Origin of the sequence: Streptomyces sp. WAC04114 (assembly GCF_019733245.1) — a bacterium.
GTDB lineage: Bacteria > Actinomycetota > Actinomycetes > Streptomycetales > Streptomycetaceae > Streptomyces > Streptomyces massasporeus_A.
The window spans coordinates 34,941-53,712 of the sequence record NZ_JAIGQA010000004.1 but is presented as its reverse complement, the minus strand read 5'-3'; the positions used below and the strand labels follow the sequence as shown (position 1 = coordinate 53,712).

The window sequence follows — 18,772 nt, the reverse complement described above, 5'->3', positions numbered from 1 at the left end:
ATCAGGGGTGGTCCGGGGCGCCCGCCGGGCGGGCGCCGGGCGGGGTGGTGCCGGTACCCGGCGGGACGACCTCGCCCTGGACCACCTTGGGCGCCGGGGCCGTCCCGGCCTCCTCGTCCTTCGCCGCGCGGGCCTCGGCCTTCAGGATGCGGGTCGCCTTGCCGGCCGAACGGGTCAGCTCGGGGAGCTTCTTCATCCCGATGACGGCTATGACGACGATGAGAATGATCGCGAGCTCGCTCAGTCCGAACATGGTGTCCTGTCCTCTCTCGCCCGGGCCGGGCACGGCGTGAGCGTATCGGGCGGGGAGCACGATGTGATCGCCGTCCCGGGATGCGGCCCCAGGTGCCGGCGCAGGTGCGGCAGCATCCCGCGGTCGAGCAGCTCCTGCCGCCAGACCAGCCGGGCGTGCTCCACCTGTTCGGCGGCCGGGGGCCCACCGCGCCGGCGCAGGGCCGTGTGCGGCACGGCGGCCAGGGTGACGAGGCCGTTCACGGCCGCCACGAGCGCCATGGTCCAGCCGGCCGCGACGAGCGACCCGGGCAACGGGCCGAGGGTGTCGGCGACATGGAGCAGACCGCCGATCAGGAGCAGTGCCGCGGCGGACGTGCCCGCCACGAGCGGTGTGAGCACCGCGAGGGCCGGCAGCAGGCTGCCCGCGCCGAGCAGGCTCCGCGTCTCGTGGCGGGCGGCCCTGCGGACGGCCAGGTAGGAGCGGTACGGCCGCTCGGCCGCCGCCGCGATGTCGTCGGCGTGGGCGAGCGCGTGGGCGCGCAGGTGCGCCGCCGCCCGGCCGGTCGGGTCGGCGCCCAGGACGCCACGGATGTCCGCGGTGCCCAGCGCGTGGTGCAGTACGGCTTCGAAGTCCGCGCGGTCGTCCGGGCGGAGGCGGGACGGGTCGGCCACATGGTCTCCCGGTCGGTTGCTGGGGCGGCGCCGGGCCCGGCCACACGCGGTCGGGCCCGGCGCCGCGGTCGGTCCGTCTCAGACGTTGACGCCGAAGTCGGCGGCGATGCCGGCCAGCCCCGAGGCGTAGCCCTGGCCGACGGCGCGGAACTTCCAATCGGCGCCGTGCCGGTAGAGCTCGCCGAAGACCATCGCGGTCTCGGTGGAGGCGTCCTCGGACAGGTCGTAGCGGGCGATCTCCTGGCCGCCCGCCTGGTTGACGACCCGGATGAAGGCGTTGCGGACCTGCCCGAAGCTCTGGCCGCGGTTCTCGGCGTCGTGGATGGACACCGGGAACACGATCCTGTCGATCTCGGCCGGGACGGCGGCGAGGTCCACCTTGACGGACTCGTCGTCGCCCTCGCCCTCACCGGTGAGGTTGTCGCCGGTGTGCTCGACCGAACCGTCCGGGCTCTTGAGCTGGTTGTAGAAGACGAAGTGCTGGTCCGAGGGGACCTTGCCGGAGGCGTCGAGGAGCAGGGCGGAGGCGTCGAGGTCGTAGTCGGTGCCGGTGGTCGTGCGCACGTCCCAGCCCAGGCCGACCAGGACGGCGGTGAGACCGGGCGCCTCCTTGCTGAGCGAGACGTTGCCGCCCTTGGACAGGGAAACTCCCACGGGTTACTCCTTCTTGAGCGCTTGACGCGTGCGGTGTGGATGACGGTCTGGATGCCTTTCTGAATCTACAGCAATGTAGAAGTAGGCGGGATCGGGCCGGTGGATCTATACGATGTCCGCAAGGGCAACGCAGGGCGGCGAAAGCGAGGCAGGGCGGTGACGGATCCCGGGCAGCGTCCCCGGCGGGGACAGGGTGAGCTGGAGGCGCTGGTGCTGTCGGCGCTGCGGGAGGCGGACGGCCCGGCCACGGCCGGCTGGGTGCAGGAGCGCCTCGGCGGTGACCTCGCGTACACAACGGTGATCACGATCCTGACCAGGTTGCTGGGCAAGGGCGCGGTCTCCCGGGAGCGGGTCGGCCGGTCCTTCGCCTGGACACCGGATTCGGACCAGGCGGGCCTGGCCGCCCGGAAGATGCGCAAGGTGCTGGACGCCGAGAGTGACCGCGGGGCCGTGCTGGCCAGCTTCGTCACCGGCCTCGGCCCCGACGAGGAGCGGCTGCTGCGCGACCTGCTGGATCAGGCCCAGGGCGAAGGGGAAGACTGACGCCTCATGGGGGTCTTCGTCTTTCTGCCACTGATCCTTCCGCTCACGGCCTGGCCGGTCGCACGCCTCGCCGAACAGCATCTGCATCCACGCACCGCGACCCGGCTGCTGACGGTGCTGGCCGTGGTGCTGGCGTTGTGCAGCACGGTGTGCCTGGCGCTGGTGATGGTGGTCGGCACCGCCCAACTCCCCGGCAATCCCCTGCCGGACGGCTGGTCCGACCCCGAGGTGCGGGCGGCGGTGCCCTACGACGAGGTCGTGGGCAAGGCCGCGATTCCCGCGCTGTGCGCGGTCGTGGTCGCCTGCGCCCGGACGGTGCGGCGGCACGGGCGGGTGCGCCGCCAGGCGCACCTGGCGCTGGCCGGGCTGCGGGGGACGGAGGTGGCGGTGCTGCCCGACGCCGTGCCCTACGCGTACGCGCTGCCGCCCGGGGGCGTGTCGAGTCGTGGTGCGGGACGCGGCCGGGTCGTGGTGACCACGGCCCTGCTGGACCGGCTCCGGCCGGCCGAGCGGCGGGCCCTGTTCGCCCACGAGCGGGCGCACCTCGCCGCACGCCACGACCGGTTCCTGCTCGCCGTGCAACTGGCGGCCCGCGCCAACCCGTTCCTGCGGCCGCTGCGCACCGCCGTGGGGTACACGGCGGAGCGTTGGGCGGACGAGGAGGCGGCCCGGGCGATCGGCAGCCGCCGCACGGTGGCGCGGGCGATCGGCACGGCCGCGCTCGTCTCGCGGGGCACCCCGCTCCCCACGCTCGCCGGACTCGCCGCTCCCGGCCCGGTGCCGCGCCGGGTTGCGGCGCTCCTGGGCCCGGCTCCCGCCGTGCACGACTGGCCGCCGGTGTTCACGGCGGTCGGCCTGGCAGCCTGGGGCGCGGCGGCGGGAACGGCCGTCTCGGCGATGTCCTCCGCGAACGCGGCCGTGACGATGGTCCTCATCCTCCACGCGGCGACACCGCTCTAACGGTGGCTTCGGCCGCCGCCGGGTCGCGCTCTGGGGGGCGCGGGGGACTGCGCGACAAGCCACGACGGCGCCGCCCCGGGCAGACGCCGGGAAGCCCCACCCCGGATGCCGCCGAGCCCTGACGACAGCCCTGCTCGCCCTCCACGCGGTGCGCGCCCTGAGGGGCGCGGGGAACGGCGCGACAAGCCACGACGGCGCCGCCCCCGGCAGACAACGGGAGACACCCGGTCCCTCAGCCCTCCTCTTCCTCCTCCTCGCCCTCGAAGAAGTCCCCGACTTCGTCAACGACTTCGGCAGCGACCATGCCGCCGACGACCCCGACCGCAAGCCCCGCCGCACCCGCGGCGACGGCCGTGCCCACGCCGGGACCCGAGCGGCGGCCTTCGTGGTGCCCGGCGTCGTGCCCGTGGCCGAAGCCAGGGCCGAACGCGGTGGGGGAGTCGTAGCCGGACGACCGGTGCTCGGCCAGTTGCCGCATCCAGCCGTCGACGATCGCGGGCCAGTCCTGCTGCTCAACGCCGTCGTGGGAGACGGTGAACCGGGTGAGCGCGTCATGGCCCGGCGACAGGAGACCGCCCCGCTGGTCCGCCTCCAGCACGACCTCCATGCCGCCCGGGTCCGCCAGGAACGTCAGCTCGATCTCGTTGAACCGCTGCGCGTACTGCGGCGCGGGGACGAGCTCGATCTCCTGGTAGAAGGGCAGTCGCTGACCCGTACCGCCGATGCGCCCGTACTCGAGGTCGGCCGACCTGAAGCCGAAGCCGAGTCCGCCGAGGGCTTCCAGCACGGCCTCCTGCACGGGCAGCGGTGCGACGCTCAGCTGATCCAGGTCGCCCTTGTCCTTCGCGCCCGCCACCGACAGCTCGGTGCGCACCCCGAGGACCACGCCCAGGCTCTGCCCGTGCAGTTCCGTGATCGGGATCTCCCACGGAAGGACCACGCTGAACGGCACACTGTGCTGCTCGCCCTCCGCGAGCCGGAAGCCGCCGCCGACGGTGAACCGGTCGAAGGCCACGACACCCTCGCTCTCACCGCCCTCGTGCTCCGCCTCGACCCGGGCCACCAGCTCCAGGGTGATGTGCTCGATCTCGAAGTCGGCCTTGCCGCCCACGAGATGGACCTGACCGGTGAGCGTGCCGCCGGGCCGGACCGAAGCGGGTTCGAGCACCGTGTCGGCCGTGGGGCCGCCGACACCGAGCGCGCCGAGCAGTCGTTTGAACACCATGGTGGCGTCCACTCCTTCATGTGCGTGTACTGGCTTCTACAGGCATGTAGAAGCATAGGGGGTGCGGGTGGAGGGAGGCCGCGCTGCGCGTCCCAGCGCGCCGTGATTGTCCGAAAAGGGATCACCTCCCGACGCGACGGTGCCGCAGCCCGCCCCCCGGGCGGACTGCGGCACCAGAACCCGCCGACCCCGCAGCCGCTCAGCCCACGACGCGGCCCAGTGAACTCGGCCTTCCTGGACGGGCTCCGTGAGACGGTTCGCTCAGGCGCGTACGGCGTTGCGCTCCCGCGCCTGATCGCGCGCGTCCCGGCGGAACGCCCACGCCATGTCGGGCTCCATCACCCAGCGGAACATCCGCCGCACGGGCGGGGTGCAGAGGACCGTCACGAGCGCCGCGGCGGCGACCGTCACCAGGATCTCGCCCAGGGGCCGGTGCACCCACGCCGGCTCGTACCAGCCCCAGAACTTGGATCCCTGCGCGACGAACCCGTGCAGCAGGTAGCCGTAGAGCGTGCCCGCCCCGAGCGCCGTGAACCAGGCGCGGCGGCCGGGCACCCAGGCGAGGAAGCAGGCGACCAGGACCATCGAGCAACCGAAGGTCACCAGTGTCATGACGGGCCCGTACCAGGAGGGCGCCTCGAGCTCCGCGGCGCTGTCCCGGTGGTAGAACCAGGCGCCGCTCATCCGCGTCACCGCCCAGTAGGCCACGGCCAGCGCACCGGCGAACACCGGCACGGCGAGGATCCGCGCCGCGCGGCGCCGCACCAGACGGAAGTGCTCGGGCCGCAGCAGCAGACCGACGACGAAGTACGGCAGGAACTGCAGAGCGCGCTGCAGATCGAGGTCGTTGCCGATCGACGGCGAAAGCGTCGCCAGCATCGCGATGACGAGGGCGATCGGCAGCGGCCACCGCACGCGCTGCCAGATCGGCGTGGTCAGCCGCCAGATGAACAGGGCGGCCAGGAACCAGGTCAGGTAGAGCGGGTCCAGCAGGCTCACCGGCCGGACCGGCTCCTGGTCGGTCCAGCGGGTGAACAGGGTGTATGCCGTCTCGAAGACGACGTACGGCACGGCGAGCCCGGTGACCAGTCGCCTGATCCGGCCGGGGCTCGCGTCGAAGGAGCGCGAGAAGTAGCCGGAGATCACGATGAACGCCGGCATGTGGAAGGCGTACACGACCATGTAGAGCGCGTCGGCCGCCCGGCTGCCGTCCCGCAGGGGCTCCCAGGAGTGCCCGATCGCCACCAGCACGATCGCCAGGTACTTGGCGTTGTCGAAGAACGGGTCCCGCCGGGCGCCCGGTTCCGGCGCGGGCGTCGTCTTCCGTTCCGCTTCGCCGGTCGCGACCGCGCGCATGCGCAGGGTGTCCTCGCTCATCACGCCTCCCGCGCGGGGATCGGGGAACCCGGACGGGCGTATGCGCGTCTTGCCGGAGATACGGCGACGGGGAGCCGGTGCGACATCCCCGCCGCCTGACCACTGCGGGGCGGCCTAAACCGCATGCCGCTTCGCTGTAGCGCGGATCACATCATTGGCGGTGGTTCGCTCCGCAGCGCAACGGCGGGCGGTGCCGCCGGACCGGAGCGCGGCGGCACCGTCGCACGGGGGCCCGGTCAGCTCACCGAGCCGTCCGGGCCGTTCAGGGTGAACGCCGTCGGGCTGGGGTTCGCGGTCGACCGGGAGGCCGTGAGGCCCAGGGTGACCGAGCCGCCCGCCCGGGCGGCACCCACCTCCCGGTGACCCTCGTCGTGCTGTGCGCCGACCCGGGCGTGAACGGCGGCCCGACACGCGCGAGGTTCAGGAACGCGCGTGCGGGTCGCCGTGAACCGGGGAGGTGGAGATCCGCTTCCCGGACGGCACCCGGGAGCGGGTGCCGTGAGGACCGGGTCAGGCCGCCGCGCGGCTCCGGGTCAGCGCCTTCCTCAGCAGCGGCCACACCAGCAGCAGCACGATCACCGCGTACACGGTCACCGCGAACGGCGTGTTGACCAGACCGGTGACACTGCCGTCGCTGATCTGCAGCGCGCGCCGCAACTGCTGCTCGACGTTCGGGCCGAGGATCACGCCGATCACGGCGGGCAGCACGGGCAGCCCGTAGCGGCGCATCCCGAAGCCGATCAGACCGATGATCAGCAGGATCACCAGGTCGATCACCTCACCGCCGACCGCGTACGCGCCGACCGCCGCGAAGAACATGATCCCGGCGTAGAGGTACGGCCGCGGGATGCGCAGCAGCTTCGCCCACACCGGCGCCAGCGGCAGGTTCAGCGCGAGCAGCAGCACCATGCCGACGAACAGGGAGGCGATCAGGCCCCACACCAGGTCCGGTTCCCGCTCGAAGAGCAGCGGACCGGGCTGGATGCCGTACTGCTGGAAGGCGGCCAGCATCACGGCCGCGACAGCGGTGGTCGGCAGGCCCAGGGTCAGCATCGACACCAGCGTGCCCGCCGCCGAGGCCGACGCCGCCGACTCCGGGCCCGCCACACCCTCGATGGCGCCCTTGCCCCACTCGTCCTTGTGCTTCGACAGCCGCTTCTCCGTCACGTACGACAGGAAGGTGGGTATCTCCGCTCCGCCGGCCGGGATCGCGCCGAACGGGAAGCCGATGAACGGGCCGCGCAGCCACGACTTCCAGGTCCGGTTCACGTCGCCGCGCCCCAGCCACGGACGCCCCACCGGGATCGGCTCCGGCGGCCTGCGCCGCAGATGGGCCGCCACCCACAGAGCCTCGCCGATCGCGAAGAGCCCGACCGCGACGATCACCACGTCGATGCCGTCGGCGAGTTGGAGCGAACCGAACGTCAGGCGCTGCTGGCCGGTCATCTGGTCCAGGCCCACCAGCCCCAGGGTGAGGCCGATCAGCAGGGAGGCGAGGCCCCGGATACGGGACGAGCCCAGCACCGAGGTCACCGCGATGAACGCCAGCACCATGATGGCGAAGTAGTCCGGGGCGCCGATGTCCACGGCCAGTTTCGCGACCGTCGGCGCGAGCGCCACCAGGAGCAACGTGCCGATCAGACCGCCCGCGAAGTGCCCGACGGCGGCCGCCGCGAGGGCCTGGGCGCCACGCCCGGACTTGGCCATGGGGTTGCCCTCCATGGCCGCCACCACCGCCGCGCTCTCACCGGGTGTGTTGAGCAGGATGGAGGTGGTCGAGCCGCCGAACATCGCGCCGTAGTAGATGCCGGCGAACATGATGAACGCGCCGATCGGGTCGAGCCCGTACGTCACCGGAAGCAGCAGCGCCACCGCCATCGCCGGGCCGATGCCGGGCAGCACACCGATCGCCGTGCCGAGCAGCACACCGATCACGGCCCACAGGAGATTGATCGGCGTGAGGGCCGTACCGAAGCCGTCCAGAAGGGAGTTGAGGGCGTTCATGTCACAGCACTCCCATCAGCGGACCACCGGGCAGGGGCACTCCGAGCAGGTTGTTGAAGACGGCGTAGGTGACCAGGGACAGCCCGGCCGCGATGAGCGGATCGCGGTCGATCCTGCGGCTGCCGAGCGCGAACGCGGCGCCCCAGAACAGCAGCGCGCCCGCGACGGGGAAGCCGAGCGGCTCGATCAGGACGGCGGCGCCGAGGAACACCCCGGCGAGCAGCAGTACCGTGCGCCAGTCGGCGGGCTCGGACAGGTCGATGTCCTCGCCGCCCTCGGCCTGGCCCCGGCCGCCGCGCAGCACGTCCCCGGCGAGCAGCGCGGCGATGACCAGCAGGCCGGCGCCGACCACGATCGGCACGGTCTTCGGGCCGACCGGGCCACGCTGGGCGATGTCGACGTCCATGGTGAGCGCGTCGGTCAGGACGAGGACGCCCAGGGCCAGCAGCAGGGCGCAGACGCCGAGTTCGGAGTGCTCGCGCAGCCAGGAGCGCTGTTCACCGCCGGTCTCGGCGGCGGGGATGTCGGTCTGAGTCGTCACAGTCCCAGCTCCTTGAGCACCGAAACCACGCGCTTGTCCTCGGCGTCGAGGAACGCGCCGAACTCGTCGCCGGTGAGGAAGGCGTCGTCCCAGCCGTTCTGCCGCAGGGACGTGCGCCACTCCTGCGAGTCGTGGAGTTTCTCGATCAGCTTCACGAGCTTCTCGCGCTCCCCGTCGTTCAGGCCCGGCGGGGCGACGACACCGCGCCAGTTGGTGAAGTTCACGTCGTAACCCGCCTCCTTCAGCGTCGGCGCGTCCAGGCCCTCGACGCGTTCCGGGCCGGTCACCGCGAGGAGGCGCAGCTCGCCCGCCTTGATCTGGTCCAGGTACTCGCCGACCCCGGAGACACCGAAGGCGACCTTGTTGCCGAGGATCGAGGCGAGCAGTTCGCCGCCGCCGTCGAAGGGGATGTAGTTGACCTGCTTCGGGGGGATCCCGGCGGCCCGGGCCATCAGCATCGGCGCGAGGTGGTCGGGTCCGCCGGGCGAGGAGCCGCCGCCCACGGGGAGCTTGCCCGGGTTCTCCTTCCAGGCGCCGATCAGGTCGTCGATCGTCTTGTACGGCGAGTCCTTCGCCACGACCACCACGTCCTGCTCCTCGGTGAGCCGGGCGATCGGCGTGGTGTCCCCGAGCGTCTTCGGCGCGTCGTTGGAGCGGACGGCGCCCACGACCCCGAGGCCCATGGACATGGCGAGCTTGCCGTTGCCGTGCTCGCTCACCAGCCGGCTCAAGCCCACCGTGCCGCCGGCGCCGGGCAGGTTGAAGACCTCGATGTTGTGGGTGAGTCCGGCGTCCTCGGCGTTCTTCGCGGCCGTGCGGGCCGTGATGTCGTAGCCGCCGCCCGGCGTGTTGGGGACCATGAAACGCAGGCCCGGGATCTGTGTGCCGGTCTCGGAGCCGCTGCCGGTGGTCAGCAGCGGTGGTCCGACGAGCACGAGCACGGCGGCCCCGAGCAGGGCGAGGGGGGTGCGCAGGCGCACGAATGCCACCACCTGTCGGTACGTCGATGCGGGTAGGTAAAGGCCCTGTGAGGGAGGGTGACGTGGGCCACATGGTGCCCGGGCTCCGCCGCACTGTCTGCCTTGCGGAACCAACGGAGGTTCTGGTCTTTGCGGTCACCGGGGTGACGGCCGGGTTCGTCGTCCCCGTCCGGTAAAAGCGATCCAGGTTCCCGTGAATCTTGTGAAGAAACCCGGAAATTCGACTGTGTGTTCGTCGATGGGCAGGGCATCAGGACGAGCGGAGGTTGATAACTATGGTTCCCCTGCTTCTCGTCCTGCTGCTGGCCCTGGTCCTGTTCGGCGCGGGTTTCGCGCTCAAGGCCCTGTGGTGGATCGCGGTGATCGTGCTGGTGCTGTGGCTGCTGGGCTTCGTGCTCCGCAGCGCGGACAGCGGCGGCCGTAAGGGCCGCTGGTATCGCTGGTAGACCGGCGGACACCCTGCGGCGAGCAAAACATCAGGAATGGGGTAAACGAAAAATGACCCGATTCTCTCCTGGGAAAGGCGTTCCATTTCCATGGCCGACACAAAAGACGTCGTAGAACTCATCCTTCAGGACCACCGGCGCATGGAGGACCTCTTCCGCCGCATGCGGAGCGTCGAGGACGACCGGGCGGGTGCGCTGCGGGAGTTCGCCGACCTGCTGATCGCGCATGCGCAGGCCGAGGAGGCCGAGGTCTACCCCGCGCTCAAGCGGTACAAGAACATCGACGACGAAGAGGTCGAGCACGGCGAGCACGAGCACGACGAGGGCAACGAGGCCCTCCTGGAGCTCCTAGAGGTCGAGGAGGTCGGCTCCGACGAGTGGGACTCGAAGCTCGAGGAGCTGGTGGAGGCCGTCACCCACCACGCCGACGAGGAGGAACGCACCATCCTCAACGGCGCTCGGGAGAACGTGGCGATGGAGCGCCGCGAGGAGCTCGGCCTGGCGTTCCTGCGGGAGCGTGAGCGTCAGTTGAAGGCCGGGTGCGGTTCCGTGGAGAACGTACGCAAGCTCGTCGAGTCCTGACTCGACCGGGCCGGCCCCGGTGGTCACCGCAGATGGGCGGTGACCACCGGGGCCGTTCGCTGTCCCGGGCGCGCTTCCGGACGAGGGACCTCAGGCGTGTTGCGTGTCCGCCGCGCGCAGGGCGGTCCGGATGCCGAAGGTGACCACGACGATCAGGCACAGGGCGATGACCGCCTCGGCCCAGAAGAAGGCGAACCAGTCCATCACGCAGCCGATCGGGGGAGTGCCGGGGGCGGTGTTGCGGAACGCCGCGAGAGCGAACAGCGTGGCGGCCATCCAGGCGAGGGCGGGCCAGACCAGGCCCTGTCGGCGGGTCGTCAGGTACCAGGCCCCGAGGAGCACGGACGAGGCCAGCGCCCACATCGCGACCATCATGAAGACCGCGAAGGTGAGCAGGCTGCCCGACCGGGACAGCTTCAGCGCCACGACGGCCTCCTGCCCGGAGGGCGGGGGCGTCACCGAGACGGAGAAGAGCGTGTCGGCGTTGGAGAGGAGCATCCGCACCGGCACCGGGTCGCCGCCCAGTACGGCCCAGAACTCGATGTCGGTGTCGTAGGTGTCGAACGGGTAGTCGCTGATCGATCCCCCCGTGATCGCGACCCGCACGTCCTGGGGCGCGATCCGCTCGTGCGCCTCGAACGCCAGGTCGTCGAGGGTCGCCCCCGACGTCCGGAGGCTGAGGTCGGCCACCGGGGCGGTCCCCTTCTCCTCGCCGAGGGCCCCGCGCGGGCTGGCCCTGACCCGCAGGACGAGTTCCCCGGCCGTGGCGTCGACGCTCTGGACAGTGGCCTCCACGTCCACCCGGTCGACGGCCCGGGATCCGACCGTGTGCACCGTGTCCTTCGCCTGCCGCTCGGTGTACTGCAACCATGACCCCACGGACACCGCCACCAGGATCAGGACCGCCAGAGGGATCAGGACCAGCAGGACGGACGGCCCCGAGCGGCGTGGGCGGGGAGCGTGCGTGGACGGGGCCATGGCGACTCCGATGAGGTGGCAGGGCGACGGGCTCGTCCCGCCCGGCGGGGAGTCACCCTCCGATCACAGGCAGCCACTGTAAGTGCTGCCTGCGGCGACTTCACGGAGGCGGCGGCTCAAGGGCTGTGCCGCTCCTCGCGCGCCGCGCAGTCGAGGTCCCGGGCCGGCAGGCGCCCCGTCGTGAGGTAGTCGTTGACCGCGTCGTCGACACACGCCGAACCGTAGACGCCGTACACCGCGTGCTGGTCGGCGCCCTCCAGGGTGACCAGGCGCGAGGAGGGCCATCCCTCGCGGACGGCCTTGGCGCCGTCGTAGTACGTGCGCGGGTCTCCGGTGGCGTTCACCAGCAGGGCCGGCAGGTCACTCCGGATCCTGGTCGGGCGCTCGCGCGGCCGGAGACGGTGATCGTCCGGCCGCGGGGGTCGGAGTAGTCCAGCGGTACGGTCACGTCGGCGCAGCGGGCGCCCGCCTGCTGCAGTTCCTTGCCGGTCGGATCGTCCGGCCCGAGCAGGCAGCTCTTCCAGGTGAGGTGCTGCCGGTGATAGCGGGCGAGGGGGTCCGATGCCGCCTCGGCCGTGGCGGGCGGTGCGGTGAAGGCGAGGGCGGCGGCCGTCAGGGCCAAGACCGCTCGTCTCGTGGTTCCCGGGGAACGGGATGACACGGGGGTGTCCTCTCTGGCGCCGATGTTCCCCGCGGGGTTGGCAGGGGCATGCCCGAGGGGGGTGTGGTGCGACAGAACGGTAGGGACGTCTCGCGGGCCGATCACTCCGGCTGACAGCAACTTCGTGGTGGGGCCACCCCCAGCGTGGAAGCGGGGGAACGCCGTTTCCATGGCAGGGACAACAACCCGAATCTCTGCCCCAGGCTGGGACAATGCCCGGCAGACCTTGTGCAGGTCGCTGCAGGGGGGTTGTCCAGACATTCCCTCGCCCCTAGGGTCCCTTCCGAGTGCAAGCGCTTTCCGAGCGCGTGTCCGCCGGTTGTCCGAGGAGCGCCGCATGTCCGTGACCCCAGGGTCTCCCGCCCGCCGCCGCGTGGCCGTCGTCGGCACCGGCGCCATCGTCAGCGGCAGTCATCTGCCCGCGTTGTGGGCCCACGCCGACCGGGTGGAACTGGTGGCCGCCGTCGACGTGGACCAGGAGCGCCTCGACGCCTTCCGCGAGCCGGCCGGCGCGCAGGTCGCCGGGTTCACCTCGGTGGACGCGATGCTGGACGCCGTACGCCCCGACCTGGTTCTGATCGGGACCCCGCCCTCCCGGCACCGGGACCAGACGGTGGCCGCGCTGAAGGCGGGCGCCTGGGTGCTGTGCGAGAAGCCGCTGACCCTGTCGCTCGCCGAGTACGACGAGATCGCCGCCGCCGAGGAGGCCTCCGGAGCGTACGCGGCGGTCGTCTTCCAGCACCGCTACGGATCCGGGGCCGTGCACGCCCGCGAGCTGATCACGAGCGGCGAGCTGGGCGCCCCGCTGGTCGCGCACTGCCAGACCACCTGGCACCGGGACGCCGCCTACTACGCGGTGCCGTGGCGCGGGAAGTGGGCCGGCGAGGGCGGCGGCCCCACCATGGGCCACGGCATCCACCAGTACGACCTGATGCTGCACCTGCTCGGCGCGTGGGACGAGATCAGCGCGATGGCCGCGCGCCTGGTCCACGACACCGAGAGCGAGGACGTCTCCACCGCCCTGGTGCGGTTCAGGAGCGGCGCCCTCGCCACCGTCGTCAACAGCGTGCTCTCCCCGGACGAGGTGAGCCGCATCCGCATCGACTGCGTGGACGCCACCGTCGAGCTCACGCACCTGTACGGCCACGGCAACGACAGCTGGGCCTACACCCCGGCCCCGCACGTCACCTCCGAGCGCGCCACCGCCTGGCGCACCCCCTCGGCCGACGTGCCCAGCTCGCACACCGCGCAGCTGGGCGCACTCCTCGACGCCTACGACACCGGCACCCGGCCCCCGGGCAGCGGCCAAGACGCCCGCGCCACCCTGGAGTTCGCCGCCGCCCTGTACAAGGCGGCGTTCACCGGCCGCTCGGTGCGCGCGGGGGAGATCGGCCCAGGCGACCCGTTCTACGAGGCCATGCACGGCGAGCACCCCGACTGGGCACCCAAGGAGCGCGCATGACCATCCGCGTCACCCACACGCACGGCGAGGACATCGCCGTCACCGCAGGCGGCACGGAGATCCTCCGCTACGTCTACCGCCCCGACCCGGACCCCTTCGAGTCCCGCAAGCCCTACGCCCACCCCGTGCGCACCCTCTCCGGCCGCACGGTCACCGGCTACCGCCCGAACGACCACCGCTGGCACAAGGGCCTGCAGATGACCGCCAGCCACCTGTCCGGTCAGAACTTCTGGGGCGGCAACTGCTACGTCCACGGCCAGGGCTACCTCCCCCTGCCCGAGCGCGTCGGCTCGATGCGGCACGACGGCTTCGCCGACTTCACCGTCGAGGACGACCGCCTCGCCTTCACCGAGAACCTCACCTGGATCGAGAACGGCGGCGAGGAGTGGGCGCGCGAGGTGCGCGGCCTGACGGTTCACTCGGTGGACGAGGAGGCCGGTTCCTGGGCCCTGGACTGGTCGATCCGCCTCACCAACACCCGTTCCGCACCCCTGGTCTTCGGCTCCCCGACCACCGCGGGCCGTGACATGGCCGGCTACACCGGGCTCCAGTGGCGCGGCCCGCGCGACTTCACCGGCGGCACGGTCTTCGCCCCGGACACCGACGCCGACGCGGGCAAGCTGATGGGCACCCAGGGCCCCTGGCTCGCCTTCACCACCGAGCACGACGACGTCGACGGCCACTCCACCCTGGTCTTCGCGCACGCGCCCGAGAACCTCGACGGGGCGTCCCCGATCCACGAGTCGCACTGGTTCGTCCGCTCCGAGCCCTTCCCGACGGTCGCGTTCTCCTGGGCGTTCTTCGAGGAGTTCGAGCTGCCGCCGGGCGAGTCCTTCGGGTACCGGTACCGCATCGTCGTCGCCGACGGCGCCTGGGACCGCGACCGCGTCGGCACCCACCTGGAGGGCCTGCCGTGGTGAGCCAGGCGAAACCGGCGGGCCTTGTGCACCCGCTGCCCGGCGCGATCGGCCTGTCCCACCTCAGCGCCTACGACTGGGAGGCCGCCGACGGCGTCTGCGGCGGCAGCCCGCACCTGCACCTGGTGTGCACGGAGGCGTACGTCGTCACCGGCGGCCGGGGCGCGGTCCAGACGCTGAGCCCCGACGGCTACCGGGACATCCCCCTGGAGGCCGGCTCGATCGCCTGGTTCACGCCGGGGACCGTGCACCGCATGGTGCAGGGCGGCGATCTGCGCATCACCGTGCTGATGCAGAACAGCGGCCTTCCCGAGGCCGGGGACGCCGTGTTCACCTTCCCGCCCGAGGTGCTCGCCGACCCGGAGGAGTACGCCGCCGCCGCTGCCCTGCCGCCCGGCACCGGACCGGAGACGGCCGCGGCCGCCCGGCGGCGCAGGGATCTCGCCGTCGAGGGCTACCTCGGGCTGCGCGAGGCCCTCGTGGCCGGGGACAACGGCCCCTACCTGGAGTTCCAGAGCGCCGCCGCCCGGATCGTCCGCGACAAGGTTCCCACCTGGCGGAAGTTGTGGCGGGAGGGCGCCCTGGCCACCGCGGAGCGCACCGGCGCCCAGCTCGACGCCCTGGCCGCCGGCGATCCCGGCCACCTCGGCGAGGCCACCGCCCACCAGGCCGCCCCGACCCGGCTCGGCGGCTTCGGCATGTGCGGTCGGCGCGACGAGTACGCGCTGCCGGGCACCACGCTGCCCTATCAGGAGGAGTAGCGGCAGCAAGGGGGGACCGGGGGGTCTCAGCCCATCTCCGAGGAGAGGAGTGACCTCGGCATGCCCGGACACAGGACGAAGGGGTTCTGCGCGTCGGCCGCCGCACTGGCACTGTGCGCCGTGCTGGCGGGCTGCGGAGGATCCGGGGAGTCCGCCGGAGGCGGCAAGGTCGTGCTGCGCTACACGTGGTGGGGCAACCCCGACCGCGCGGAACGCACCGAGCAGGCCGTCGCGCTGTTCGAGAAACAGCACCCGAACGTCGACGTGTCGACGTCGTTCTCCGGCTACGACGCCTACAAGCAGAAGCTCGCCACCCAGGCCGCCGGCGGCGATGCCCCGGACGTGATGCAGCTGGACTACCGCCAGATCGACCAGTACGCCTCCGGCGGCGTCCTGCTGAACCTGGCGGAACAGAAGTCCGTCCTGCGCACCGCCGAGATCGACCGGGGCCTGCTCGCCACCGGCCGCGTCGACGACGTGCAGTACGCGATCCCGCAAGGGCGCGGCACCGAGACCGTCGCCCACGACGTCCGGACCTGGAAGAAGTCGGGCGTTCCGCTGCCCGGAAAGAGCTGGACCTGGAGCCGGTGGGCCGACACCATGCGGGCCCTCGCGAAGAGGACGGGCAAGCCCGGGGCGACCGACCCCGGCCAGAGTGAGGACGCCTTCGAGGTCTGGCTGCGTGGCCAGGGCAAGGCCCTCTACACGAAGGACGGCGGGCTCGGCTTCGGCGTCGCCGACCTCACCCGCTGGTGGACCTTCACCGACAAGCTCCGCCGCGAGGGCGCCGTCTCACCCGCCGAGCAGACCACCCAGCTCGACGGATCCGTGGAGAACACCCCGCTGGGGCGCGGCACGTCCGTCACAGACGCCAACTGGGACGCCCCGGCCAGCGGTTTCCTCGCGCTGATCCCCACCGGCGTCGCGCTCGCCCCGATGCCGTCCGGCGAGGACGGCACACCCGGCCAGTACTTCAAGCCCTCCATGTTCCTGGGCGTCTCGGCCGACACCGGGCACCCGAAGGAGGCGGCCCGGCTCGTCGACTTCATGATCAACGACCCCGAGGCCGCGAAGATCCTCGGCGCGAGCCGCGGCATCCCCGTCAACGAGAGCATCCGGGATGAGATCGGCCCGCGGCTCAAGGACTTCGACAAGACCATCGCCGACTACCAGGCATCCCTGGAAGGCAAGCTCAAGGACCCGCCCCAGGCGCCGCCCTCGGGCGACAACGCCCTGCAGAGCACCTTCCAGCGCGACTACGACCAGGTGTCCTACGCGCGCATGTCGCCCCGCGAAGCGGCCGAGAACTACGTCACCGAGGCGAAGGCGGAGCTGAGGTCATGACCACCACCGCGATTCCCTCGGAGGCGAGGCGTGCCCCCGCCGCGGCCCCGAAGCGCCGCCCCGAGCGCGAACGCGAGGGCGCCGCCTGGGTGTTCCTCTCGCCCTGGGTGCTCGGCGCGATCGTCCTGACCCTGCTGCCGATGGCCGTGTCGCTGTACCTGTCGTTCACCGACTACGACCTGTTCAACCCGCCGCAGTGGGTGGGCCTGCGCAACTACGCGCAGATGTTCACCGAGGACCCGCGCTACTGGCGCTCGGTCGTGACGACCCTGACGTACGTCGTCATCGCCGTGCCCCTGCAACTCGCCCTCGCCCTCGTCGTCGCCCTCGCCCTGAAGGGCATGAAACGCGGCAAGGGCTTCTACCGCTCCGCGTTCTACGCGCCGTCCCTGCTGGGTGCGTCGATGTCCATCGCGCTCGTCTGGCGGGCGGTCTTCAACGACGGCGGTACGATCGACAACCTGCTCGGCACCGGTGGCTGGGTCAACAAGCCCGGCTGGGCGCTGCCGGCCGTCGCCCTGCTGACGGTGTGGCAGTTCGGCGCCCCGATGGTCATCTTCCTCGCCGGGCTGCAGCAGATACCCGCCGAGCTCTACGAGGCCGCGGCGGTCGACGGGGCCGGGAAGGGGCGGCAGTTCCTGTCCGTCACCGTGCCGATGCTCTCCCCGGTGCTGTTCTTCAACCTGGTCCTCCAGACCATCCAGGCCTTCCAGGTGTTCACCCCAGCCTTCGCGGTCAGCGCGGGCAAGGGCGGACCGGCCGACTCGACCCTCGTCTACACCATGTACCTCTACGACCGCGGCTTCGTCGCCTCCCACATGGGCTACGCCTCCGCCATGGCCTGGGTGCTTCTCCTCGTGATCGGCATCGTCACGGCGGTGCTGTTCCGCACCTCGCGCTCCTGGGTCTTCTACGCCTCCGAGGGGGACCGGTGACCTCAACGACTGTTGCCCACAAGCCCGTTCGGTGGGGACGCGTCTTCCTGCACATGGGCTGCCTGCTCGCCCTGCTGGTCATGCTGTACCCCCTGGCCTGGCTGCTGGCCACCTCGCTCAAACCCGCCGACGAGGTCATCGCGAGCCTCGACCTGCTGCCCGGCCACCTGGAGTGGTCCAACTACACAACCGCCCTGAACGGCGTCAACGACGTCTCCATCTGGCGGCTGCTCGGCAACTCCCTGCTGATCGCGGGCGGCGCGGTCCTCGGCAACGTCATCAGCTGCTCGCTCGCCGCCTACGCCTTCGCGCGGCTGCGGTTCCGGTTCCAGGGGCCGCTGTTCGCTTTCATGATCGCCACGATCATGCTGCCGCACCACGCGGTCCTGATCCCGCAGTACATCATCTTCAACCAGCTCGGCCTGGTGAACACCTACTGGCCGCTGATCCTGCCGAAGTTCCTCGCCACCGAGGCGTTCTTCGTCTTCCTCGTCGTGCAGTTCATGCGCGGCCTGCCGCGCGAGCTGGAGGAGGCGGCCCGGATCGACGGCTGCGGACCCTTTCGCAGCTTCTTCCAGGTCGTACTGCCGCTCACCCGGCCGGCCCTGATCACCACCGCCATCTTTACGTTCATCTGGACCTGGAACGACTTCTTCACCCAGCTCATCTACCTCTTCGACCCGGACAAGTTCACCCTCACCCTGGCGCTGCGCTCCTTCGTGGACGCCTCCAGCACCTCCGCGTTCGGCCCAATGTTCGCCCTGTCGGTGATCGCGCTGCTGCCGATCGTGCTGTTCTTCCTCGCCTTCCAGCGGTTCCTGGTGGAGGGCATGGCCAGCTCCGGAGTCAAGGGGTGAGCGGGATGCGCACACCCGAGGCGGGTGAGGTGTTCGGCCCGCGCCTGACCCTGTTCGCCGACGTGCTGAGCGTCGGACTCGTCACCGCGGCGGCCTGCCTGCCCCTCGTCACCGTCCCGGCCGCCCTGTCGACGGCGTGTGCGGTGCTGCGCGGCGCGGGGCGGGACCAACCCGCCACGGCAGGGCGGTATTTCGCCCTGCTGCGGCGGCGGTTGCGCGCGGGTGACCTGGTGGCGGGGGCCGGGGCCCTCGCGGGCCTGCTGCTGCTCGCCGCCGACCTGGCGCTGGCCCGGGCCGGGTTGCCGGGGGCACCGCTGTTCGCGGTCGCGGCCGCGGTGATCGGCGGGTGCGCGGCGCTGGTCGGCCTGCGAGCCTGCGGACGACCCGAGTCGCTCACCGACTGGCGTGCGGCGGTGCGCGGGGCCGGGCGCGACGCCGTGGCGGACGTGGGTGGCAGCGGCCTGGTCGTGCTCGCGGTGGCGACGGCCGCGCTGTGTGCCTGGATGCTGCTGCCGCTGGCCCTCCTCGCGCCCGGGCCACTGGCCCTCGCGCTCACCGCCGTCGACGTACGCAGGTCCGCTGCCGTTCTCCTTCGATAGCCGGAAATTCAGGAGCCATTGGCGCACGACAGGTGTGAGC

The 18,772-nt window shown here is 71.8% G+C and carries 21 protein-coding genes and 1 pseudogene; 11 read left to right on the top strand and 11 right to left on the bottom strand.

Going from position 1 to position 18,772, the window contains the following annotated elements:
- Window position 1: 1 nt before the first annotated feature.
- The 3 genes from K4G64_RS02525 to K4G64_RS02515 all read right to left on the bottom strand — a co-directional run bounded on the left by K4G64_RS02525 (window position 2) and on the right by K4G64_RS02515 (window position 1,560).
- A complete protein-coding gene (locus K4G64_RS02525) occupies window positions 2-253 on the bottom strand; it encodes a twin-arginine translocase TatA/TatE family subunit (RefSeq protein WP_221754369.1) in 252 nt (83 codons plus the stop codon).
- A complete protein-coding gene (locus K4G64_RS02520; RefSeq protein ID WP_221754368.1) occupies window positions 241-906 on the bottom strand; it encodes a hypothetical protein in 666 nt (221 codons plus the stop codon). The genes K4G64_RS02525 and K4G64_RS02520 overlap by 13 nt, the downstream gene beginning before the upstream one ends.
- Window positions 907-984: 78 nt before the next feature.
- Window positions 985-1,560 carry a TerD family protein gene (locus K4G64_RS02515; RefSeq protein WP_221754367.1) on the bottom strand — a complete coding sequence of 192 codons (576 nt, stop codon included), beginning with the start codon at window positions 1,558-1,560 and terminating at the stop codon, window positions 985-987.
- Window positions 1,561-1,716: 156 nt separating this feature from the next.
- On the opposite strand from K4G64_RS02515, the gene K4G64_RS02510 reads away from it, so the two are divergent.
- Together K4G64_RS02510 and K4G64_RS02505 are read left to right on the top strand one after the other, a co-directional pair.
- Window positions 1,717-2,103 carry a BlaI/MecI/CopY family transcriptional regulator gene (locus K4G64_RS02510; protein ID WP_031112169.1) on the top strand — a complete coding sequence of 129 codons (387 nt, stop codon included), beginning with the start codon at window positions 1,717-1,719 and terminating at the stop codon, window positions 2,101-2,103.
- A 6-nt stretch (window positions 2,104-2,109) separates the two neighbouring features.
- On the top strand, window positions 2,110-3,063 hold the full coding sequence (locus K4G64_RS02505) for a M56 family metallopeptidase (RefSeq protein WP_221754366.1): 954 nt from the start codon (window positions 2,110-2,112) through the stop codon (window positions 3,061-3,063).
- 232 nt (window positions 3,064-3,295) lie between these two features.
- Here the strand turns inward: K4G64_RS02505 and K4G64_RS02500 are convergent, their stop codons facing one another.
- The 5 genes from K4G64_RS02500 to K4G64_RS02480 all read right to left on the bottom strand — a co-directional run bounded on the left by K4G64_RS02500 (window position 3,296) and on the right by K4G64_RS02480 (window position 9,190).
- Window positions 3,296-4,288: a sporulation protein gene (locus tag K4G64_RS02500; protein WP_221754365.1), complete on the bottom strand. Its 993-nt coding sequence runs from the start codon at window positions 4,286-4,288 to the stop codon at window positions 3,296-3,298.
- Window positions 4,289-4,549: 261 nt separating this feature from the next.
- On the bottom strand, window positions 4,550-5,665 hold the full coding sequence (locus K4G64_RS02495) for an acyltransferase family protein (protein WP_221754364.1): 1,116 nt from the start codon (window positions 5,663-5,665) through the stop codon (window positions 4,550-4,552).
- Window positions 5,666-6,175: 510 nt separating this feature from the next.
- Window positions 6,176-7,669 carry a tripartite tricarboxylate transporter permease gene (locus tag K4G64_RS02490; protein ID WP_221754363.1) on the bottom strand — a complete coding sequence of 498 codons (1,494 nt, stop codon included), beginning with the start codon at window positions 7,667-7,669 and terminating at the stop codon, window positions 6,176-6,178.
- Between the two features lies 1 nt (window position 7,670).
- Window positions 7,671-8,210, bottom strand: a complete 540-nt coding sequence (locus K4G64_RS02485) for a tripartite tricarboxylate transporter TctB family protein (protein WP_221754362.1) — start codon at window positions 8,208-8,210, stop codon at window positions 7,671-7,673.
- Window positions 8,207-9,190: a tripartite tricarboxylate transporter substrate binding protein gene (locus tag K4G64_RS02480; RefSeq protein ID WP_221754424.1), complete on the bottom strand. Its 984-nt coding sequence runs from the start codon at window positions 9,188-9,190 to the stop codon at window positions 8,207-8,209. Before K4G64_RS02480 ends, K4G64_RS02485 begins: the two co-directional genes overlap by 4 nt.
- A gap of 275 nt (window positions 9,191-9,465) precedes the next feature.
- Here K4G64_RS02480 and K4G64_RS02475 point away from each other — a divergent pair, with 275 nt between their 5' ends.
- Both K4G64_RS02475 and K4G64_RS02470 read left to right on the top strand, forming a co-directional pair.
- Window positions 9,466-9,636, top strand: coding sequence for a DUF5670 family protein (locus K4G64_RS02475; RefSeq protein WP_221754361.1), 171 nt, complete (start codon window positions 9,466-9,468; stop codon window positions 9,634-9,636).
- Window positions 9,637-9,726: 90 nt separating this feature from the next.
- A complete protein-coding gene (locus K4G64_RS02470; RefSeq protein ID WP_221754360.1) occupies window positions 9,727-10,218 on the top strand; it encodes a hemerythrin domain-containing protein in 492 nt (163 codons plus the stop codon).
- 90 nt (window positions 10,219-10,308) lie between these two features.
- On the opposite strand, the gene K4G64_RS02465 is transcribed toward K4G64_RS02470, so the two are convergent.
- The 3 genes and pseudogenes from K4G64_RS02465 to K4G64_RS39780 all read right to left on the bottom strand — a co-directional run bounded on the left by K4G64_RS02465 (window position 10,309) and on the right by K4G64_RS39780 (window position 11,818).
- Window positions 10,309-11,196 (bottom strand): DUF4436 family protein, encoded by an 888-nt coding sequence (locus K4G64_RS02465; protein ID WP_221754359.1) that lies wholly within the window; start codon window positions 11,194-11,196, stop codon window positions 10,309-10,311.
- Window positions 11,197-11,312: 116 nt separating this feature from the next.
- Window positions 11,313-11,588 (bottom strand): annotated as a pseudogene (locus K4G64_RS39785) (alpha/beta hydrolase); the annotation flags it as partial.
- Window positions 11,537-11,818 (bottom strand): hypothetical protein, encoded by a 282-nt coding sequence (locus K4G64_RS39780; RefSeq protein WP_260459896.1) that lies wholly within the window; start codon window positions 11,816-11,818, stop codon window positions 11,537-11,539. The pseudogene K4G64_RS39785 and the gene K4G64_RS39780, both read right to left, overlap by 52 nt.
- A 376-nt stretch (window positions 11,819-12,194) precedes the next feature.
- Between K4G64_RS39780 and K4G64_RS02455 the strand changes: the two genes are divergently transcribed.
- The 7 genes from K4G64_RS02455 to K4G64_RS02425 are packed head-to-tail and all read left to right on the top strand — an operon-like array spanning window position 12,195 to window position 18,732.
- Window positions 12,195-13,319 (top strand): Gfo/Idh/MocA family protein, encoded by a 1,125-nt coding sequence (locus tag K4G64_RS02455; RefSeq protein ID WP_221754358.1) that lies wholly within the window; start codon window positions 12,195-12,197, stop codon window positions 13,317-13,319.
- Window positions 13,316-14,239, top strand: coding sequence for a PmoA family protein (locus K4G64_RS02450; RefSeq protein WP_221754357.1), 924 nt, complete (start codon window positions 13,316-13,318; stop codon window positions 14,237-14,239). Before K4G64_RS02455 ends, K4G64_RS02450 begins: the two co-directional genes overlap by 4 nt.
- Window positions 14,233-14,997 carry a cupin gene (locus K4G64_RS02445; protein WP_221754356.1) on the top strand — a complete coding sequence of 255 codons (765 nt, stop codon included), beginning with the start codon at window positions 14,233-14,235 and terminating at the stop codon, window positions 14,995-14,997. Before K4G64_RS02450 ends, K4G64_RS02445 begins: the two co-directional genes overlap by 7 nt.
- A 60-nt stretch (window positions 14,998-15,057) precedes the next feature.
- The gene (locus K4G64_RS02440; RefSeq protein WP_221754355.1) at window positions 15,058-16,341 is read left to right on the top strand and encodes an ABC transporter substrate-binding protein; all 1,284 of its coding nucleotides are present in this window, start codon (window positions 15,058-15,060) and stop codon (window positions 16,339-16,341) included.
- Window positions 16,338-17,276 (top strand): carbohydrate ABC transporter permease, encoded by a 939-nt coding sequence (locus K4G64_RS02435; RefSeq protein ID WP_221754354.1) that lies wholly within the window; start codon window positions 16,338-16,340, stop codon window positions 17,274-17,276. The genes K4G64_RS02440 and K4G64_RS02435 overlap by 4 nt, the downstream gene beginning before the upstream one ends.
- Window positions 17,273-18,133 carry a carbohydrate ABC transporter permease gene (locus tag K4G64_RS02430; protein WP_221754353.1) on the top strand — a complete coding sequence of 287 codons (861 nt, stop codon included), beginning with the start codon at window positions 17,273-17,275 and terminating at the stop codon, window positions 18,131-18,133. Before K4G64_RS02435 ends, K4G64_RS02430 begins: the two co-directional genes overlap by 4 nt.
- A 5-nt stretch (window positions 18,134-18,138) precedes the next feature.
- Window positions 18,139-18,732, top strand: a complete 594-nt coding sequence (locus tag K4G64_RS02425; protein WP_221754352.1) for a hypothetical protein — start codon at window positions 18,139-18,141, stop codon at window positions 18,730-18,732.
- Window positions 18,733-18,772 lie beyond the last annotated feature (40 nt).

Coding starts and splice junctions, on each gene's coding strand:
- K4G64_RS02465 (WP_221754359.1), bottom strand. CDS start 11,196: ATGGCCCCGTCCACGCACGCTCCCCGCCCACGCCGCTCGGGGCCGTCC.
- K4G64_RS02525 (WP_221754369.1), bottom strand. CDS start 253: ATGTTCGGACTGAGCGAGCTCGCGATCATTCTCATCGTCGTCATAGCC.
- K4G64_RS02455 (WP_221754358.1), top strand. CDS start 12,195: ATGTCCGTGACCCCAGGGTCTCCCGCCCGCCGCCGCGTGGCCGTCGTC.
- K4G64_RS02470 (WP_221754360.1), top strand. CDS start 9,727: ATGGCCGACACAAAAGACGTCGTAGAACTCATCCTTCAGGACCACCGG.
- K4G64_RS02495 (WP_221754364.1), bottom strand. CDS start 5,665: ATGAGCGAGGACACCCTGCGCATGCGCGCGGTCGCGACCGGCGAAGCG.
- K4G64_RS02440 (WP_221754355.1), top strand. CDS start 15,058: ATGCCCGGACACAGGACGAAGGGGTTCTGCGCGTCGGCCGCCGCACTG.
- K4G64_RS02500 (WP_221754365.1), bottom strand. CDS start 4,288: ATGGTGTTCAAACGACTGCTCGGCGCGCTCGGTGTCGGCGGCCCCACG.
- K4G64_RS02505 (WP_221754366.1), top strand. CDS start 2,110: ATGGGGGTCTTCGTCTTTCTGCCACTGATCCTTCCGCTCACGGCCTGG.
- K4G64_RS02425 (WP_221754352.1), top strand. CDS start 18,139: ATGCGCACACCCGAGGCGGGTGAGGTGTTCGGCCCGCGCCTGACCCTG.
- K4G64_RS02490 (WP_221754363.1), bottom strand. CDS start 7,669: ATGAACGCCCTCAACTCCCTTCTGGACGGCTTCGGTACGGCCCTCACG.
- K4G64_RS02435 (WP_221754354.1), top strand. CDS start 16,338: ATGACCACCACCGCGATTCCCTCGGAGGCGAGGCGTGCCCCCGCCGCG.
- K4G64_RS02475 (WP_221754361.1), top strand. CDS start 9,466: ATGGTTCCCCTGCTTCTCGTCCTGCTGCTGGCCCTGGTCCTGTTCGGC.
- K4G64_RS02450 (WP_221754357.1), top strand. CDS start 13,316: ATGACCATCCGCGTCACCCACACGCACGGCGAGGACATCGCCGTCACC.